We start from the raw sequence: 16,902 nt of genomic DNA, 5'->3' as shown, positions 1-16,902 counted from the left end.
CCGCTCCTTATTCGGGGATCACCGCGATCACGTCGATTTCCATCAGCCATTGCGGTTGGCCCAGGGCACTGACCACCAGCCCGGTGGAAATCGGAAACACGCCCTTGAGCCATTTGCCGACCTCCTGGTACACCGGCTCGCGGTAGCGCGGGTCAATCAGGTAGGTGGTGGTCTTGACGATGTGGCTCAGGTCGCTGCCGGCTTCTTCGAGCAGTTGCTTGACGTTGCGCATCGCCTGCTCGGCCTGGGCCCGTGGGTCGCCAAGGCCGACCAGTTGACCGTCGAAATCGGTGCCCACCTGGCCACGCACGTAGACCGTGTTGCCGGCACGCACGGCCTGGCACAGATCGTTGTCCAGGGTCTGGTTGGGGTAGGTATCCTTGGTGTTGAACATGCGGATGCGGGTATGGGTAGGCATCAACGTACTCCCAGTTTCTGGACGTTGGAATCACAGTGGGCGGCAGCCTCGCGTTGCGCGGCGTCGCGGTAGTCGAAATAGGTGCGCTGTTTAACGATGTGCTCGGCGATGTGCCGGGCGTCGTGCCACACGCCCCAGATAAAGGCGGAGCCGCGGCGCGACAGCCACGGCAGGCCGACGAAATAGATCCCCGGTTCGCGGGACACACCGCGCTGATGCTGTGGCTTGCCGTCGGGCTTGAAGGCATCGACCTTCAGCCAGCTGTAGTCGGTCGAGTAACCGGTGGCCCAGATGATCGAGCTGACACCGGCCTTGGCCAGGTCCAGCTCAAGAATCGGTTGGGTCAGGCACTGCGGGTCGGGCAGCATGTGGCGTGCTTCGGGTTCTTCGGGCAGGTCCAGGCCGTTGCGTGCAATGTAGTCGTCGGCGGCATCGAGCAGCGCCAGGTAGTTCTCGTCGCCGCGGGCGATGTTCTCGGCCAGGTTGGCCTCGAAGCTGACCACACCTTGATCGAATGCGCGGGTCAGGCCCACCAGCGTGATGCCCTGGTGGGCCAGCTTGCGAAAGTCCACGGTATGTCCGCCACGGGCACCGCTGACCGCGATGGTCACGTGCTCCTTGCCGGGCTGCACGCCTTCGGCGTCCCACAGGCCGAGCACCCCCAGCCACCAGCAGAAGTCGCGATTGCGGTAGGCGCGTGGCGGGCGATCGTGCGCGCCCACCGACAGGTACACCTGCTTGCCGGCGCGCTGCAGTTCATCGGCGATCTGCACACCCGAGGAGCCCGCGCCTACCACCAGCACCGCGCCTTCGGGCAATTGCCGGGGGTTGTGGTAGTCGGCCGAATGCAGCTGGGTAATGCCGGGAAGCTGCGGAGCGATAGGCGGGATCACCGGGCGCTGGAACGGCCCGGTGGCCACCACCACCTGGTTGGCCTCGATCAGGCCCATGGAGGTCTGCACCGTAAAGCCCGGGCGACCTTCGTTGCGTTCGACCTTGAGCACTTCGACACCGGTACGAATGGGCGCGTCGATCTTCTTGGCATAGGTCTCGAAGTAGGCCGCCACCTGATCCTTGCCGGCGAAGGCGTCGGCATCCAGGCCTTCGAATTCCAGGCCCGGGAAGCGGTCGTGCCAGGCCGGGCCGTTGGCCACCAGCGAGTCCCAGCGACCGGTGCGCCAGGCTTCGGCGATGCGGTTGCGTTCCAGCACCAGGTGCTGCACCCCGAGGCGGCCCAGGTGCTCACTCATGGCCACGCCGGCCTGACCGGCGCCTACTACAAGCGTATCAATTCGGGTTTTTTCAACGGTCATGGCTGTGCGCTTCTGCATGAGGGGGTTGCCCGCATTCTGTGCGCCGCCGGGTATTAGCGAAATTATGATTTATGTCGCCACTGGCAAGGAAAAAGCGTGCCCCCGTATTGCCCATGCCGGGGGCGCTTGCACAACCCTGGTGCTTTGCACAGACTGCGTGGGTTCCCATTGCAGAGCGTGCCCGATGTCCTTTTCCATTCGCCTGGCGACCCCTACCGATGCTCCCCTGCTGCCTGCCATAGAGCGCTCTGCGGCCCAGGCCTTTGTGCAAGTGCCGGCACTGGCGTGGATTGCCGAGCACACGGTGCTCAGCAGCGTCGAGCACCTGGAGTTCGTGGCTGCCGGGCTCGAGTGGGTGGTGGTGGATCGGCGGGATCGCCCAATTGGGTTCGTGTGTGCCAGCGCGTTCGATGAGTCGCTGCACATCGAAGAGCTGGCGGTGGATCATGCGCAGCAAGGCCAGGGCCTGGGTCGGCGATTGATTGCGGCCGTGCGCGCGCATGCCGAGGCCCAGGGCTTCGCGGCCCTGACCCTCACCACCTTTGTGGCGGTGCCGTGGAATGCACCGTTTTATGCACGGTTGGGTTTCGAGAGGCTGGAAGAGGCGTCGTTAAGCGGTATGTTGCGCCGGCAGATGGCGTACGAGGCTTCGCGAGGGTTGCAGGGGCGGTGTGCGATGCGCTTGTCATTGCGCGACTAACTGGCGCCCCCCAAGACGCCGGCAAGGCCGGCTCCTAGATTCGCTGCAACGCACCCTGCCCTGTCTGCTCGGCTTCAGCTCGGTCTGAGGCTTGCTCCTTTGCCTTCAAGGCCTCCAGCTCTGCATCGCGCTGCTCGACCTGCGCCTGCAATTGCTCAATCACCTGCTGTTGCTGGCGTTGTTCACCCGCCCCCTGCTCCACCTGCTGCCCCAGCACCTGGTTCTGCCGCAGCAGCTCCTCCCGCGCACCCAACGACTGCGCCAGGCTGGCCATCAAGGTCTTGATCTCCTGTGCCTGTTGCGCCTGCTGGTCCTGCAGCGCCTGCCGCTCACGCTGCACCTGACGCGCCTCCACCAGCAAGCGCTCGTTGTCGCGGTTGAGCCGCGTCAGTTCGTCCTGCTTGACGATCAGGCTCTGCTGCAACTGACGCACCTCGACCTGCAACTGCTGCACCTGCGCCTCATGGCGGCGCTGATCCTGCTCGCGCTGCTCACGGGTGGCGGTGCGGTAATGCTCCAGCGCATCGCGGGCATGCTGGTGCTTGTCTTCCAGCGACTGGATCTGCTCGTCCTTGTCGTTCAGGCGCAGGTTCAACTCACCTACCGCCTGATTCAAGGTGGCATTGCGCGTCTGCTCGGTCTGCAGGGTACTGCGGGTCGTGGCCAACTGCGCCGACTCACCCGCCAGCGCCTCGGCCTGAATCTGGTGTTGCTGCTGCAGGGTCGCCAGCGCCTGCTGGATCGCCTGCAGTTCGCCCTGCAACGCCGCCTTTTCATGGTGGAACACGTTCTGCGCCGCTTCGATACGCGCGTCGCCCTCCTCCACCAGTTGCTGGGCCAGCTGACTGACCAGGTTGGCCAGGGCTTCGCTCATGCCCGGCTTGTCCGCTGCCAGTGTCGGTTGCTGCGCGTCCAGCTCCTTGAGGTAGCGGTGAATCGTGGTCTTGGACCCGGTGTTGCCCAGCTCGATGCGTACGGCATCGATACTGGGGTGTTCGCCACGGGCCAATAGCGCCTGACGCGCCTTCTGCACGATTGCCTTGTTGATACCGCCACGGGCCATGGGTGCTCCTACTATTTCGTAATGTGGTACGTACTATGTAGATACATACTAAATTAAATTGAAAAAATGCCTATAGAAATCAGAGTAAAAGATGAAATAATCACGGCTTATCACATGTGATAGGCAAAAAACGCCCGGTTGCAGTCGCTCAGCCGTACACCGATGGAGAACCTGCCGATGAACAAGCTCGATCGCTACCTGGACGCAGCCGTAAGGGACAACACGCGGCGCAGCTACCGCGCGGCCGTGGAGCATTTCGAGGTGAGCTGGGGTGGCTTTCTACCGGCCACGGCCGACAGCATCGCGCGCTACCTGGCCGATTACGCCGAGCAGCACTCGATCAACACCTTGCGCCAGCGCCTGGCCGCGCTGGGCCAGTGGCACACCAGCCAGGGCTTTCCCGACCCCACCAAGGCGCCGCTGGTGCGCCAGATGCTCAAGGGCATACGCGCGGTGCACCCGGCGCAGGAGCGCCAGGCAGCAGCCCTGACCCTGGAACACCTGCAGCGCACGGTCGACGCACTGCACGCCAAGGCCGCACAGGCGCAACAGGCGCACTGCCTGCCCGAGCTGCTGCGCGCACGGCGCGATGTCGCCCTGCTGCTGATCGGGTTCTGGCGAGGGTTCAGGGGCGATGAACTGGCGCGCCTGCGCGTGGAGCACATCCAGGCCCAGGCGGGCGTGGGCATGCAGCTGTACCTGGCGCAAAGCAAAGGGGACCGGCAGGGCCGCGGGGTCAGTCATCGCACCCCTGCCCTGAAGAGCCTGTGCCCGGTACAGGCCTACATCGACTGGATCAGCGTGGCGGGCATCGCCCGCGGGCCGGTGTTTCGCAAGCTCGATCGCTGGGGCAACCTGGGCGAGCAGGCGCTCAACAGTGGCAGCCTGATCGTGCTGCTGAGGCGGATTTTTGCAGATGCCGGGCTACCCGCCAGCCTCTACAGCAGCCACTCGCTGCGTCGTGGCTTTGCCACCTGGGCCAGTGGCAATGGCTGGGACATGAAAGCGCTGATGGCCCACGTGGGCTGGCGCGACGTGAAATCGGCGCTGCGCTACGTGGATGCGTCGGTGTCGTTCGGGGAGCTGGAAGTGTTGCCGGCCAGAAGGGACGTGCTGACAGCCGACTGAGCATTGCGGTGAGGCCACCCGGCGCTCACCGTCACACCCCTCTCACAGCTTCGCGATCGACACCTCGGTCGATTTCACGAACGCGATCACCTCGCTGCCAATCCTCAGTTCCAGCTCATGCACCGACCGCGTGGTGATCACCGAGGTGACGATGCCGGCCTGGGTCTGCACGTCGATTTCCGAGACCACCGGCCCCTCGATGATCTCCTTGATGGTGCCCTTGAACTGGTTACGTACGTTGATCGCCTTGATGGTCATGGTGTGGCTCCTTAGCAGTTGGGAGCACCGTCGTTGCAGTGCGTGAATGCAGAGTGCACCGCAAAGATAAAAATCAAAAAGAATAAATAACGACAAATATAGATCTGCTTGGAATATGAAAAGCTGTATATCAACATTCCTAAACGTTATTTATTTAAGGTTTTTTAGATCATTTAGCATCGACAGGGCCCGGCCTTGAGGCCCGAACCTTTTTGCACAGGTAACCCGCGTGAGCGCCACGTTGCATACCCCTCGATCGACCCCGCTGCAGATTGCCCGCGACCTGGCCCAGACATTCAGCCGCAGCGTGGTAGAGCGCGACCGCAAGGGCGGCACGCCCAAGGCCGAACGCGATGCCCTGCGTGCCAGCGGCCTGCTGGCCCTGAGCATCCCCCGCGAGTTCGGCGGGCTGAACGCCACCTGGAGCCAGACCTTCGATGTGGTGCGCGAATTCGCCCGGGTCGACAGCTCGATTGCCCATGTGTTCGGCTTTCACCACCTGATGCTGGCCACCGTGCGTCTGTTCGGCGCACCTTCGCAATGGCAGCCCTGGTACGAGCTGACGGCGCGCAAGAACTGGTTCTGGGGCAATGCCCTCAACCCCCTCGACACCCGCACCATCGTCAAGCACCACGGCAGCTGGCGTGAATTCTCCGGCAAGAAGAGCTTCTGCTCGGGCGCCAGCGATTCACAAATGCTGATTGCCTCGGCCGTGGACGAGGCTGCCGGGGGCAAGCTGCTGATTGCCGCGATACCCAGCGGTCGCACCGGCATCACCCTGCACGACGACTGGCACAACATGGGCCAGCGCCAGACCGACAGCGGCAGCGCCACCTTCGAACGGGTGCGCGTGGAAGAAGGCGACCTGCTGCTCGACCCCGGCCCGCTGAGCACGCCGTTCGCCTGCCTGCGGCCGCTGATCGCCCAGCTGCATTTCGCCAACATCTGCCTGGGCATCGCCGAAGGCGCGTTCGAAGAAGCGCGCCAGTACACCCTCAACGAGACCCGGCCCTGGTTCAAGTCCACAGCCCTTGATAGCCGCGACGATCCTTATGTACTGGGCCACTTCGGCGACTTCTGGGTACGCCTGCAAGGCGCCCGGCTGCTGCTCGACAACGCCGCCGGCGAACTCGACCGGGCCTGGGCCAAGGGCGCCGCGCTCGGCGCAGACCAGCGCGGCCGGGTGGCGGTGGCCATCGCCACCGCCAAGGTGGCGGCCAGCCGCGACGGCCTGGAGCTGTGCAGCAAGGTCTTCGAGGTCACCGGCGCCCGCGCCACGCAGGCCTCGGTGGGGCTCGACCGGCACTGGCGCAACCTGCGCACCCAGAGCCTGCACGACCCGCTGGACTACAAACTCCACGAACTGGGCGACTGGGCCTTGAACCAGCGCCTGCCGATTCCGACGTTCTATTCATAGTGTGACTGCCATGCAATTGTTGACCCTACCGCCCTCGCCCGCGTTGGCCACCTCGATCCGCGCCACCGCGCAGGTGTTCGAAGACCCCAAGTCACGTGCGCTGCTGGCGCACCTGCAACAGGTGGCGCCCAGCGAAGCCAGCGTGCTGATCATCGGCGAGACCGGTACCGGCAAAGAGCTGGTGGCGCGCCACATTCACAACCTGAGCGGGCGACGTGACAAGCCGTTCGTGGCCGTCAACTGCGGCGCGTTTTCCGAATCGCTGGTCGAGGCCGAGCTGTTCGGCCACGAGAAAGGCGCCTTCACCGGCGCCCTGGCGGCCAAGGCCGGCTGGTTCGAAGAGGCCAACGGCGGCACCCTGTTCCTCGACGAGATCGGCGACCTGCCGATGCCGATCCAGGTCAAGCTGCTGCGCGTGCTGCAGGAGCGCGAAGTGGTGCGCCTGGGCTCGCGCAAGAGCATTCCCATCGATGTGCGGGTACTGGCCGCCACCAACGTGCAGCTGGAAAAGGCGATCAATGCCGGGCACTTTCGCGAAGACCTCTATTACCGTCTGGACGTGGTCAGTCTGGAGCTGGTGCCGCTGCGCGAACGCCCCGGCGACATCCTGCCGCTGACCCGCCACTTCATCGATGCCTACAGCCAGCGCCTGGGCTACGGCCAGGTGCGCCTGAGCGCCCAGGCCGAGCACAAGCTGCGCACCTACGGCTGGCCGGGCAACATCCGCGAGCTGGAAAACGTCATCCACCACACCCTGCTGATCTGCCGCGACGGCCTGATCGAGCACGACGACCTGCGCCTGTCGAACATGCGCATCGAACGCCAGGACGACAGCCCCAGCCAGGACGACTCGGCCCAGGCGCTGCTCGAGCGGGCCTTCCAGAAACTCTTCGAGGAACAGGCCGGCGCGTTGCACGAACAGGTCGAGGACGCGCTGTTGCGCGCGGCCTACCGCTTCAGCCACTACAACCAGGTGCACACCGCCAACCTGCTGGGCCTGACCCGCAATGTCACGCGTACCCGCCTGATCAAGATCGGCGAACTGGCGGTCAATCGCCGCCGGCCCACTGGCGCCACCCAGGGCGAGCGGGTGCTCAACCTGTCGATCTGATCAGCCACGCGCGGCATACACCGCATTGCCGGCGTCTGCTGCCAGGCGCCGGAACACCAGTGCCGAGGCCATGCACGCCAGCCCGCACAGCAGCATCACCCAGGCCACGTCGCTGGTGACGGGGGTGGCGTGCCCGCGCAGGTTCATCAGCACCCCCAGCAGCGAGGCGGCCAGCCCCACCGACAGGCTCATGCTCAACTGCACCGTCATCGCCGACAGGCTGCTGGCCCGGCTGCTCAGCGCCGCCGGTACATCCGCATAGGTCAGCGCGCCCAGGGTGCTGAACTGCAGCGAACGGATCACTGCGCTGGCGAACAGCATCAGCACGATCACCCAGTACGGCGTATCGCTGGTAAAGCTGGCACAGGCCCCCAGGGTCAGCCCGGTGAGCAGCGCATTGCCGGTGAGCGTGCGACGGATGCCGAAGCGGCGCACCACCCGCACTGCCAGCAGCTTCATCAGAAACGCCCCCGCGCCGCCCGCCAGGGTCAGCAGCCCCGCATGCAGCGGGCTCAGGCCAAAGCACAGCTGAAACATCAGCACCAGCAGGAATGGGCCCGACGAGGTACCCAGGCGCAGCAGGTTGCCGCCCCAGAAGCTGATGCGGTAGCTGGGAATGCGCAGCAGCGACAAGTCCAGCAGCGGTTCGGCGCAGCGCCGTGCATGGCGGATGTACCACGCGCCGCACAGCAGCCCCGCCCCGATCATCACCGCCACCCACGCTCGCGGCAGCAGGCCGTGGCCCAGCGCCTCGAAACCGAACACCAGCGCCCCCAGCGCGGTGCCGCTGAGCAGCAGCCCGCGCACATCCAGCGCCCGCGCACGAACCCCGGGATAATGCGGTACATGGCGCAGCACCAGCACGATGCCCACCAGGCCGATGGGCAGGTTGATCAGGAAGATCCAGTGCCACGACACGAACGTCACCATCAGCCCGCCCAGCGGCGGCCCGATCATCGGCCCGATCAGCGCCGGAATGGTCAGGTACGACAGGTTGCGCATCAGGTCTTCGCGCGGCGACCAGCGCAGCAGGATCACCTGCCCCACCGGCACCATCATCGCCCCCGCCGCGCCCTGCAGCATGCGCGCCAGGCACAGCTGCAGCAGCGAGGTGGAGGCCGCGCAGGCCAGCGACGACACGATGAACAGCACGATCGCCACCACGAACAGCCGTCGTGGGCCGAAGCGGTCGGCGGCCCAGCCACTGACCGGCACGCACAGCGCGGCGGCCAGCATGTACAGCGACACCACCAGGTTCATGCGCACGCTCGGCGCGCCGAAGTCGCTGGCCATCTGCGGCAAGGCCGTCATCACCACGGTGGAGTCGATCAGTTCCATGCACAGCGCGCAGCCGATGATCATCGGCACCTTGCGCGAAACCGGCCGCAAGGCCGGCAGGGGTTCGGCCATGGTCACTCAGAACAGCCCCGAGGTCGGCGGCGGCGTGCCCTTGAGGTACCAGGTGCCGACCGCCGAGGCCTTCCAGTGGCGCGGGTTGTGGTTGGCCACCGTACGCGCGTTGCGCCAGTGCCGGTCGAGGTTGTGGCTGCGCCCGGTGGTGGACGCACCGCCCACATCGAACAGCAGCTCGGCGGCCCGCAGCGCCGATTCGGCGGCAATGTACTGGGCCTGCGCCACGTCGATGGCGGCCTGATCCACCGCCTGCGGGTCCAGTTGCAGGGCCCAGGCGCGGTCGATCACCGCTGCGGCCTTGAGCACCACCGCTTCGGCGGTGAAGGCGCGCGCGGCCACTTCGCCCACGCTCAGTTGCACATAGGGGTCGTCCACCGACTGGCTGGCGCTGCTGTGCTTGATCGGTCGCGCATGCTCGCGGGCAAAGCGCACTGCATCCTCCTGGGCATTGCGCGCGATGCCGGCCTCCACGGTGGCGAGGAACAACTGCAGAAACGGGGTGACGATGGTGCGCTTGCCCTCTTCCACGGTGCGCGGACGGATCTCGCTGGCCAGCACCTGCACATCGTTCAGGCGCGTGGTGCCACTGGCGGTCAGGCGCTGGCCCATGGCGTCGAAGTCGTCCACCAGCTCCAGGCCCAGGCGATCGCGCGGCAGCACGAACGACACCGGTCTGTCCTGTTCGTCCAGCGCCACGGCGCTGACCCAGTCGGCGTACAGCGCGCCCGTGCTGTAGTACTTGCTGCCGCTGACGCGAAAGTGCTCGCCATCGGGCACGATGCGCGCGCTGATCGCGCCATTGGCGCCGCCCACCTCCCAGCCTGCGTTGCCCAGCACGGCGCCGTCCAGGTAGCGCGCGAACCAGCGCTGGCGTTCCTGCTCTGCACCGCTATGGTCGGCGGCCAGCAGCCCTTCGACGAAGGCAAAGCCCGGGCGCAGGGCCTGGGCCACATTGGAGTCCACCGAGGCCACCCGCAGCAGCAGGCCGATCACGTCGCTCACCGAGCCGCCGGGGCCACCGTAGGCGAGCGGGATGCGCACGGTATAGAGCCCCGCAGCGGCCAGCTGGCGTATGGCGTCATACGGCAGGTGGCGCTCACGTTCACGCTCGGCTGCACCGGCCGCAATCTCGGGAAGCAAGGCATCCAGGCGTTGATGCAGGTGCGCAACGCTGGTCAGTGCGTGTTGGGGGGCGTGTTTGGGGACTTCGGACAAATGCGGCATGGGCGCCTCCTTGGGCGTTTGAAAACTCTCAGGCAGATTCGGTAGCGGGTGTTTCGTCGAACTGGCCAGCGGCCTGGCGACTCCACAACCGGTGGTACTGGCCGCGCTGGCGCAGCAGCTGTGCATGGCTGCCGTCCTCGATCAGGCGGCCCTTGTCGAACACCAGGATGCGGTCCAGGTGCGCCACCGTGGACAAGCGGTGCGCGACCACCAGCACGGTCTTGCCGTGCATGATTTCGTCGAGTTTTTCCTGGATGAAACGCTCGGTGAGCGAGTCCAGGCTGGAGGTGGCTTCGTCCATCACCAGAATCGGGGCGTTCTTGAGCAACACCCGGGCAATCGCGATGCGCTGGCGCTGGCCACCCGACAACTTGACCCCGCGCTCGCCCACCAGCGAGTCGTAGCCGTGTTCCATGCTGTCGATGAAGTCGTCGGCGCCGGCGCGGCGGCTGGCATGCACCACGTCTTCGAAGCTGGCCTCCAGGCGCCCGTAGTGGATGTTCTCGCCGATGCTGCGGTGGAACAGGCCAGGTTCCTGGGGGATCAGGCCGATCTGCTGGTGCAGCGAATGCTGGGTCACTTCGCGCACATCGCGTCCATCCACCAGCACCTGGCCGCTGTTGACGTCGTACAGGCGCAGCAGCAGGTTGAGCAGGCTCGACTTGCCCGAGCCCGAGGTGCCCACCAGGCCCACGGTCTGCCCCGCCGGGATCACCAGGTTCAGGTGCTGGAAGATCGGCTTGTCGGGCGCATAGCCGAAGCTCACGTCGCGAAACTCGATGTCGCCGCGCACCGGCGGCAGCGCCCGTGCGCCGGGGTGGTCCACCACCTCGTGGGGCCGCACCAGGGTGCGCACGCCGTTGGCGATGTTGCCGGTGGCCTCGAAGAACTCCAGAAAGCGCCGCGACAGGTTGCTCACGTCATTGATGATCAGCAGCGACAGGCTGGTGGCCATGACGAAGGTGGCGATGTCGATGCGCCCCACGTACCACTGCTGCAGCGCAAGCCCCAGCATGCCCAGCTTGAGGGCCACGCCGCCGGCCGACTGGAACCAGCGGATCTTCTCCATGTACCAGAACGAGCGGTAGGCCGCGTCCACCTCGCGGTCAAGGTAGTGCCCCAGGTAGCCGTGCTCGAACGGCTGGCGGGCGAACAGGCGGATGTTGGTGAGGTTGCTCACCGCGTCCACCACCTTGCCGTTGCTGGTGCTGCGCGCCGCCGAATACTGCTGCGCCAGCGGGTGGCTGCGCCGCGCCAGGACATAGCAAATGCCAATGAACAGCAGCGACCAGCCGAGCATGAACGCGGCCAACAGGCCCGAGGCGCTCCACAGCAAGGCGGTGGCCAGGCTCAGGGTCAGCGCCAGGCCGAGCATGTCGAACAGCAGGATGCCCAGGGTCTGGTTGACCCCCAGCGCCACCTCGGCGATGCGGTGCGCCAGCGCCCCGGCGAACTCGCTGCTGACAAAGCGCTGGGAATGGCGTTGCAGGTAGGCGAACAAGGCATGGGTCACGGTGCGCCGTTGCAGCGGCAGCACCTTGATGTGGCAGGCGGCGGCGCTGCGGGCGCTCAGCAGTTCCAGCACCAGCAGCGTGCCGAACAGGCTCAGGGGCGCCACCAGCCCCGGCAGCGCGGCGTGCACCGAGGCGGCCTCGGTCACCTGCCGGGTGATCAGGCCCAGCGCCCAGGGGATCAGCACCGCGCTGACCACGGCGATGCACTGCAACAGCAGGATGCTTGAGTACCAGACCTTGTAATTGCCGATGCACAGGCGCACGAAGGCCAGCGGCGTGTCCGGCAGGTGGTCGATCTTCCAGTGGTGCAGCCGTCGTCGCGGCGTGTGGCGGGTCGAGAAATGCAGGCTCATGGTTCAGATCGCCAACTTGAGGAATTCGAACGAGGTACGACGGCCGCTTTCCAGGTGCGGAATGGCCTCCAGCAAGGCCAGGGTGTAGGGATGCTGCGGGTGGTCGAACACGTCGCGTACCGCCCCGCTCTCCACCGCCACGCCGTCCTTCATCACCAGCACCTCGTCGCTGACCTGGTTGATCACCCCCAGGTCGTGGGAGATGAACAGGCACGCCAGGCCCAGGCGCTGCTTGAGGTCGTCGAGCAGTTCGAGGATCTGCGCCTGTACCGACACGTCCAGCGCCGACACCGGCTCGTCGCACACCAGAATCTGCGGCCCGGCGGCCAGCGCGCGGGCAATCGCGATGCGCTGGCGCTGCCCGCCCGACAGCTCGATGGGGCGCCGGTCGAGCAGCGCCGCGTCCAGGCGTACCAGGCCCAGCAGTTCCTCGGCCCGCCTGCGCCAGTCGGTGCGCTTGTGCCCGGCCACCTCCAGCGCCTCGAACAGCACGCGCTGCACGTTGTAGCGTGGGTCGAAGGAGCTCAGCGGGTCCTGGAACACCACCTGGATGCTGCGCCGCAACTGACGCTTGTGCGCCTCGGAAAGCTTCAGCCAGGGCTGGCCCTTGATCTGGATATCGCCGCTGTCGGGGGTTTCCAGGCCCAGGATCATGCGCGTCAGGGTGGTCTTGCCCGAGCCCGACTCGCCGACGATGCCCAGGGTCTTGCCGCGGCGCAGTTGCAGCGACACCTGGTTGACCACGGTGCGCATCTGCCCGTCCGGGCCCTTGAACGCCTTGCTCAGCTGGCGCACCTGCAACAGCGGTGGCTCCTGGGTCGGCGCCACGATGGCCAACGGCGTTCGTGCTGCCCCCGGCGTGCGCCGAAAGTGCACCGCCCGGCCGGCACGCAGCAGAAACTGCGTGTAGGGGTGCTGCGGGTCGTGCAGCACCGCCTCGACGCTGCCCTGCTCGACGATCACGCCGTTGTGCATCACCGCCACGCGGTTGGCCAGGCGCGACACCACCGCCAGGTCGTGGCTCACGATCAGCATCGCGGTGTTCTCGCCGCGCAGCGATTCGAGCAGGCTCAGCACCTGCGCCTGTACCGTGGCGTCCAGCGCGGTGGTCGGCTCGTCGGCAATCAACAGGCGCGGGTTGCAGGCGATGGCCGAGGCGATCAGCGCCCGCTGGCGCAGCCCGCCCGACAGTTGATACGGGTACTGGCGGGCGCGCAGTTCCGGCTGCGGCACGCCGACGGCGCGCAGCAGCTCGATCACCCTGGCCTGACGCTGCGCGCGGTCGAGCCCGGTATGCAGCTGCAGCGGCTCGGCGATCTCCTTGCCCACCGGGCGCAAGGGGTCCAGCGCGCCCAGGGCATCCTGCATCACGAAGCCGATCTGCGCGCCGCGCACCTGGCGCCAGGTGCGCTCGTCGAACTCGCGCAGGTCGTGCCCGGCAAAGTCCAGGCGGCTGGCCTGCACCTGGGCATGGGCGCCGGTCAGCCCGGCCAGCGTGCGTGAGGTGACACTCTTGCCCGAGCCCGACTCGCCCACCAGCGCCAGGCACTCGCCCTGGTGCAGCTGGAAGCTGATGCCCTTGAGGGTGGGCACGGCCTGGGCGCCAAAGCGCACGTGCAGGTCCTGTACATCGATAAGCGGTGCGCGACTCATGGGCGTTTACCTTCGCTGCGGCGCAGCAGTTCGCGGCCGATCGTACTGATCGAGACCACGGTCAATGTGATTGCCAGGGCGGGCCAGGCCACCAGCCACCAGGCGTTGGCCAGGTAGTTGCGGCCCACGGCGAGCATGCCGCCCCACTCCGGCTCCGGCGGCGGCGCGCCAAAGCCCAGAAAGCTCAGGGCCGCGCCCGAGACGATGTTGCCGCCGATGCCGATGGTGGCCAGGATCAGGATCGGCTTGATCGCATTGGGCAGTACATGGCGCAGGATCACCGCGTGCCGGCCCAGGCCCAGTGTGGTGGCGGCCTCGACGTAGCCGGCACCGCGCACCACCAGGGCCTGTGCGCGCACCAGGCGTGCATAGCGCGGCACGCTGGCGATGCCCACGGCAATGATGGTGTTCAACTGGCCCTGGCCGAAGAAGGTGATGATCACCAGGGCCAGCAGCAGGTCGGGGAATGCCAGCAGCACATCCACCCCGCGCATCACCGCACCGTCCAGCCAGCGCGGGCCGAGCCCCGCCGCCAGGCCGAACAGGGTGCCCAGCAGCAGGCCGATGGCGGTGGCCGACAGGCCCAGCACCAGCGACGGGCGCACCGCGTACACCAGCCGGGTGAGGATGTCGCGGCCGTTTTCGTCTGTGCCCAGCCAGTACAGGCTGTCGGGGGCACGAAACGCCTGGCGCGCACTGGCCTCGAGCGGGTCGCCCGCCACCAGCCAGTGCGGCTGGATGGCCGCAATCACCAGCAGCAGCACGAACAGCCCGGCCAGCACCAGGCCCGGGCGGATGGCCCAGCGCCACACTTTGCGCCGCCGGGCCACGAACAGCGGCTCGGCGGCAATCAGGCCGACGCTCGCGCTTTGATTGATGGGCGCCATGGGCACCTCCACAGGCTAGGGGTTGCGGCTCAGGGCGCCGGGTTCGGGGTGTGCGCGTGGATCTGCTCGATGCGCGCCAGGGTCTCGCTGCTCAGTTGCAGCTCAAGCGCGCCGATGTTCTCGCGCAGTTGCGCCAGGCTCGTCTGCCCGGTCAGGGCGCTGCTGACGAACGGCTTGCCGATCACCGCAGCCAGGGCCAGTTGCGCGGGGCTCACGTCCAGCTCGCGGGCCAGTGCCACGTAGGCGGCAATGGCCTGCTGCGCCGACGCGCTGTCGTAGCGGTTGAAGGTGCGGTACACCGACGACAGGCGCGAACCTTCAGGCCGTGCGCCGCCCAGGTACTTGCCGGTGAGCGCGCCGAAGGCCAGCGGCGAATAGGCCAGCAGGCCCACCCCTTCGCGATGGCTGAATTCCGACAGGCCGCCTTCGTACAGGCGGTTGAGCAGGCTGTAGGGGTTCTGGATGCTGACGATGCGCGGCAGCCCCAGCACCTCGGCCTGGCGCAGGAACTGCCCTACCCCCCACGGGGTTTCGTTGGACACGCCGATATGGCGGACCTTGCCCGCCTGCACCTGCTCGGCCAGCACCTGCAGGGTTTCGCCGATGGCAATGGCCTGTGGGTCGTCGACATACGGGTACTCGCGCTGGCCGAAGAAGTTGGTGCTGCGGTCGGGCCAGTGCAGCTGGTACAGGTCCAGGTGGTCGGTCTGCAGGCGCTTGAGGCTGCCGTCCAGCGCGGCGACGATGTTGGCGCGGTCGTGGCGGCTGAGGCCATCGCGGATATGCGTGCCGCTACCGGGGTTGCGCGTGGGGCCGACGATCTTGCTGGCCAGCACGATATCGCTGCGCCGGCCGGTCCGGGCCAGCCAGGTGCCGATGAAGCGTTCGGTGCTGCCCCAGGTGTCGGCATGGGTCGGGGTCGGGTACATCTCGGCGGTGTCGACCAGGTTGACACCGTGGTCCAGCGCCAGGTCCAGCTGCTGGTGGGCGTCCTGCTCGCTGTTCTGGTGGCCCCAGGTCATGGTGCCCAGGCCGATGACGCTGACCTTGATGTCGCTGTTGCCCAGTGTGCGGTAGTTCATGGGGTGTGCCTCGCTAATCGGTTCAGACGGCCTCTGCCGCACGTTGGTACTGGCTGGCCGGGTACGGCAGGCCCAGGTGGTCGCGCAGGGTGCTGCCGGTGTATTCACGGCGGAACACCCCGCGCTGCTGCAGCAGCGGCACCACCTGGTCGACGAACACCTCGACCCCCGAGGGGAACATGTCGGGCATGATGTTGAAGCCATCGGCGGCGCCGGCGCGGAACCAGTGCTCCAGGGTGTCGGCGACCTGTTCCGGGGTGCCCACCAGCAGGCGGTGGCCCACCAGGATGCGCCGCGACAGTTCGCGGATGGTCAGGTTCTCGCGCCGTGCCAGGTTCAACTGGGCTTCGAGAAAACCGTGCGAGCCGCGCTCGAATTCGCTGACCGGGCCAATACGCTCCCACGGCAGCGGCGCGTCCAGGTCCAGTTCGTCGGGGGGCAGGCCGATGCGAAACGCCAGTTGCTGCACCAGCCCCGCCTCGCCGCTGTAGGCGTTCAGTTCATCGAAGCGCGCACGGGCTTCGGCCTCGGTGCTGGCGATCACGGTGGACAGCCCCGGCATGATCTTCAGGTGGTCGGGGTTGCGGCCCCACTGGCGTGCGCGCTGTTTCATCTCCTGATAGAACGCCTGGCCGTCGGGCAAGGTGGTCTGGGTGGTGAAGATCGCGTCGGCATAGCGCGAGCCCAGGGCCTTGCCGCCCTCGGACGAGCCGGCCTGTACCAGCACCGGCCGGCCTTGCGGCGAGCGCGGCAGGTTGAGCGGCCCCTTGACCGAAAAATGCTCGCCCACGAAATCGATGCTGTGCACCTTGTGCGGGTCGGCGAACTGGCCGCTGGCGGCGTTGCCGATGATCGCGTCGTCCTCCCAGCTGTCCCACAGCTTGAGGGTCACGTCGATGAACTCGTCGGCCCGCGCATAGCGGTCCACATGGCGCGGCGCACCGGCCAGGCCGAAGTTCTGCGCGGCGGCGTCGCCGGCGTTGGTCACCACGTTCCAGGCCGCCCGGCCGCCACTGATGTGGTCCAGCGAGCTGAAGCGCCGCGCCAGGTTGAACGGGTCGTTGTAGCTGCTGGACGCGGTGGCGATCACCCCGATGTGCCGGGTGGCCAGGGCCACGGCCGTCAGCAGCACGGTCGGTTCCAGGCGCCCGGCCGGGTGCTGGGCGATGTCGCCCGCCAGCGCCGGGCCGTCGGCGAGGAAGATCGCGTCCAGGCACCCCCGCTCGGAAATGCGCGCGATGTTGCGGTAGTACTCGACGTCGAGGTAGGCGTTGGCCGGTACTTCGGCCTTGCGCCAGGCGCTGGCATGCGCGCCGAAGCCGAGGATGTTCATGCCGATGCTCATCTGTCTTGCGGTCTGGCTCATGG

The 16,902-nt window shown here is 66.9% G+C and carries 15 protein-coding genes; 4 read left to right on the top strand and 11 right to left on the bottom strand.

All coding sequences use genetic code 11. The annotated features are described in order from the left end of the window. Positions 1-7 precede the first annotated feature (7 nt). Both ACPRTJ_RS23935 and ACPRTJ_RS23930 read right to left on the bottom strand, forming a co-directional pair. The gene (locus ACPRTJ_RS23935) at positions 8-418 is read right to left on the bottom strand and encodes a RidA family protein (RefSeq protein WP_003182257.1); all 411 of its coding nucleotides are present in this window, start codon (positions 416-418) and stop codon (positions 8-10) included. Next, positions 418-1,749, bottom strand: coding sequence for a flavin-containing monooxygenase (locus tag ACPRTJ_RS23930; RefSeq protein ID WP_426427386.1), 1,332 nt, complete (start codon positions 1,747-1,749; stop codon positions 418-420). The genes ACPRTJ_RS23935 and ACPRTJ_RS23930 overlap by 1 nt, the downstream gene beginning before the upstream one ends. Before the next feature lie 166 nt (positions 1,750-1,915). On the opposite strand from ACPRTJ_RS23930, the gene ACPRTJ_RS23925 reads away from it, so the two are divergent. Further along, positions 1,916-2,431 carry a GNAT family N-acetyltransferase gene (locus ACPRTJ_RS23925; RefSeq protein WP_104572454.1) on the top strand — a complete coding sequence of 172 codons (516 nt, stop codon included), beginning with the start codon at positions 1,916-1,918 and terminating at the stop codon, positions 2,429-2,431. 34 nt (positions 2,432-2,465) lie between these two features. Here the strand turns inward: ACPRTJ_RS23925 and ACPRTJ_RS23920 are convergent, their stop codons facing one another. After that, a complete protein-coding gene (locus ACPRTJ_RS23920; protein ID WP_426427385.1) occupies positions 2,466-3,494 on the bottom strand; it encodes a DNA-binding protein in 1,029 nt (342 codons plus the stop codon). 177 nt (positions 3,495-3,671) lie between these two features. On the opposite strand from ACPRTJ_RS23920, the gene ACPRTJ_RS23915 reads away from it, so the two are divergent. Beyond that, a complete protein-coding gene (locus ACPRTJ_RS23915; RefSeq protein WP_058540184.1) occupies positions 3,672-4,622 on the top strand; it encodes a site-specific integrase in 951 nt (316 codons plus the stop codon). 42 nt (positions 4,623-4,664) lie between these two features. Here ACPRTJ_RS23915 and ACPRTJ_RS23910 read toward each other — a convergent pair whose 3' ends face one another. Next, the gene (locus ACPRTJ_RS23910) at positions 4,665-4,880 is read right to left on the bottom strand and encodes a TOBE domain-containing protein (protein ID WP_043862773.1); all 216 of its coding nucleotides are present in this window, start codon (positions 4,878-4,880) and stop codon (positions 4,665-4,667) included. A 241-nt stretch (positions 4,881-5,121) separates the two neighbouring features. Between ACPRTJ_RS23910 and ACPRTJ_RS23905 the strand changes: the two genes are divergently transcribed. Both ACPRTJ_RS23905 and ACPRTJ_RS23900 read left to right on the top strand, forming a co-directional pair. Continuing rightward, a complete protein-coding gene (locus ACPRTJ_RS23905) occupies positions 5,122-6,297 on the top strand; it encodes an acyl-CoA dehydrogenase family protein (RefSeq protein WP_213086009.1) in 1,176 nt (391 codons plus the stop codon). Between the two features lie 10 nt (positions 6,298-6,307). Further along, positions 6,308-7,408 carry a sigma-54 interaction domain-containing protein gene (locus tag ACPRTJ_RS23900; protein WP_043862771.1) on the top strand — a complete coding sequence of 367 codons (1,101 nt, stop codon included), beginning with the start codon at positions 6,308-6,310 and terminating at the stop codon, positions 7,406-7,408. On the opposite strand, the gene ACPRTJ_RS23895 is transcribed toward ACPRTJ_RS23900, so the two are convergent. Genes ACPRTJ_RS23895 through ACPRTJ_RS23865 form a run of 7 tightly spaced genes read right to left on the bottom strand, consistent with a single transcriptional unit; the run spans position 7,409 to position 16,900 of the window. After that, on the bottom strand, positions 7,409-8,818 hold the full coding sequence (locus ACPRTJ_RS23895) for an MFS transporter (RefSeq protein WP_043862770.1): 1,410 nt from the start codon (positions 8,816-8,818) through the stop codon (positions 7,409-7,411). A 6-nt stretch (positions 8,819-8,824) separates the two neighbouring features. Next, positions 8,825-10,045, bottom strand: coding sequence for an acyl-CoA dehydrogenase family protein (locus ACPRTJ_RS23890; RefSeq protein WP_426427384.1), 1,221 nt, complete (start codon positions 10,043-10,045; stop codon positions 8,825-8,827). Positions 10,046-10,073: 28 nt separating this feature from the next. After that, positions 10,074-11,912: an ABC transporter ATP-binding protein gene (locus tag ACPRTJ_RS23885; RefSeq protein WP_426427383.1), complete on the bottom strand. Its 1,839-nt coding sequence runs from the start codon at positions 11,910-11,912 to the stop codon at positions 10,074-10,076. Between the two features lie 3 nt (positions 11,913-11,915). Beyond that, positions 11,916-13,565, bottom strand: coding sequence for a dipeptide ABC transporter ATP-binding protein (locus ACPRTJ_RS23880; protein ID WP_426427382.1), 1,650 nt, complete (start codon positions 13,563-13,565; stop codon positions 11,916-11,918). Beyond that, the gene (locus tag ACPRTJ_RS23875; RefSeq protein WP_278929110.1) at positions 13,562-14,452 is read right to left on the bottom strand and encodes an ABC transporter permease; all 891 of its coding nucleotides are present in this window, start codon (positions 14,450-14,452) and stop codon (positions 13,562-13,564) included. The genes ACPRTJ_RS23880 and ACPRTJ_RS23875 overlap by 4 nt, the downstream gene beginning before the upstream one ends. 29 nt (positions 14,453-14,481) lie before the next feature. Next, positions 14,482-15,534, bottom strand: coding sequence for an NADP(H)-dependent aldo-keto reductase (locus ACPRTJ_RS23870; protein WP_054914521.1), 1,053 nt, complete (start codon positions 15,532-15,534; stop codon positions 14,482-14,484). A gap of 22 nt (positions 15,535-15,556) precedes the next feature. Beyond that, entirely contained in the window at positions 15,557-16,900 is a 1,344-nt protein-coding gene (locus tag ACPRTJ_RS23865) for an LLM class flavin-dependent oxidoreductase (RefSeq protein ID WP_054914522.1), read from the bottom strand. Between the last annotated feature and the right edge of the window lie 2 nt (positions 16,901-16,902).

It is taken from the genome of Pseudomonas palmensis, from assembly GCF_049942755.1.
GTDB lineage: Bacteria > Pseudomonadota > Gammaproteobacteria > Pseudomonadales > Pseudomonadaceae > Aquipseudomonas > Aquipseudomonas palmensis.
This window is presented reverse-complemented; position numbering and strand designations above follow the sequence as displayed.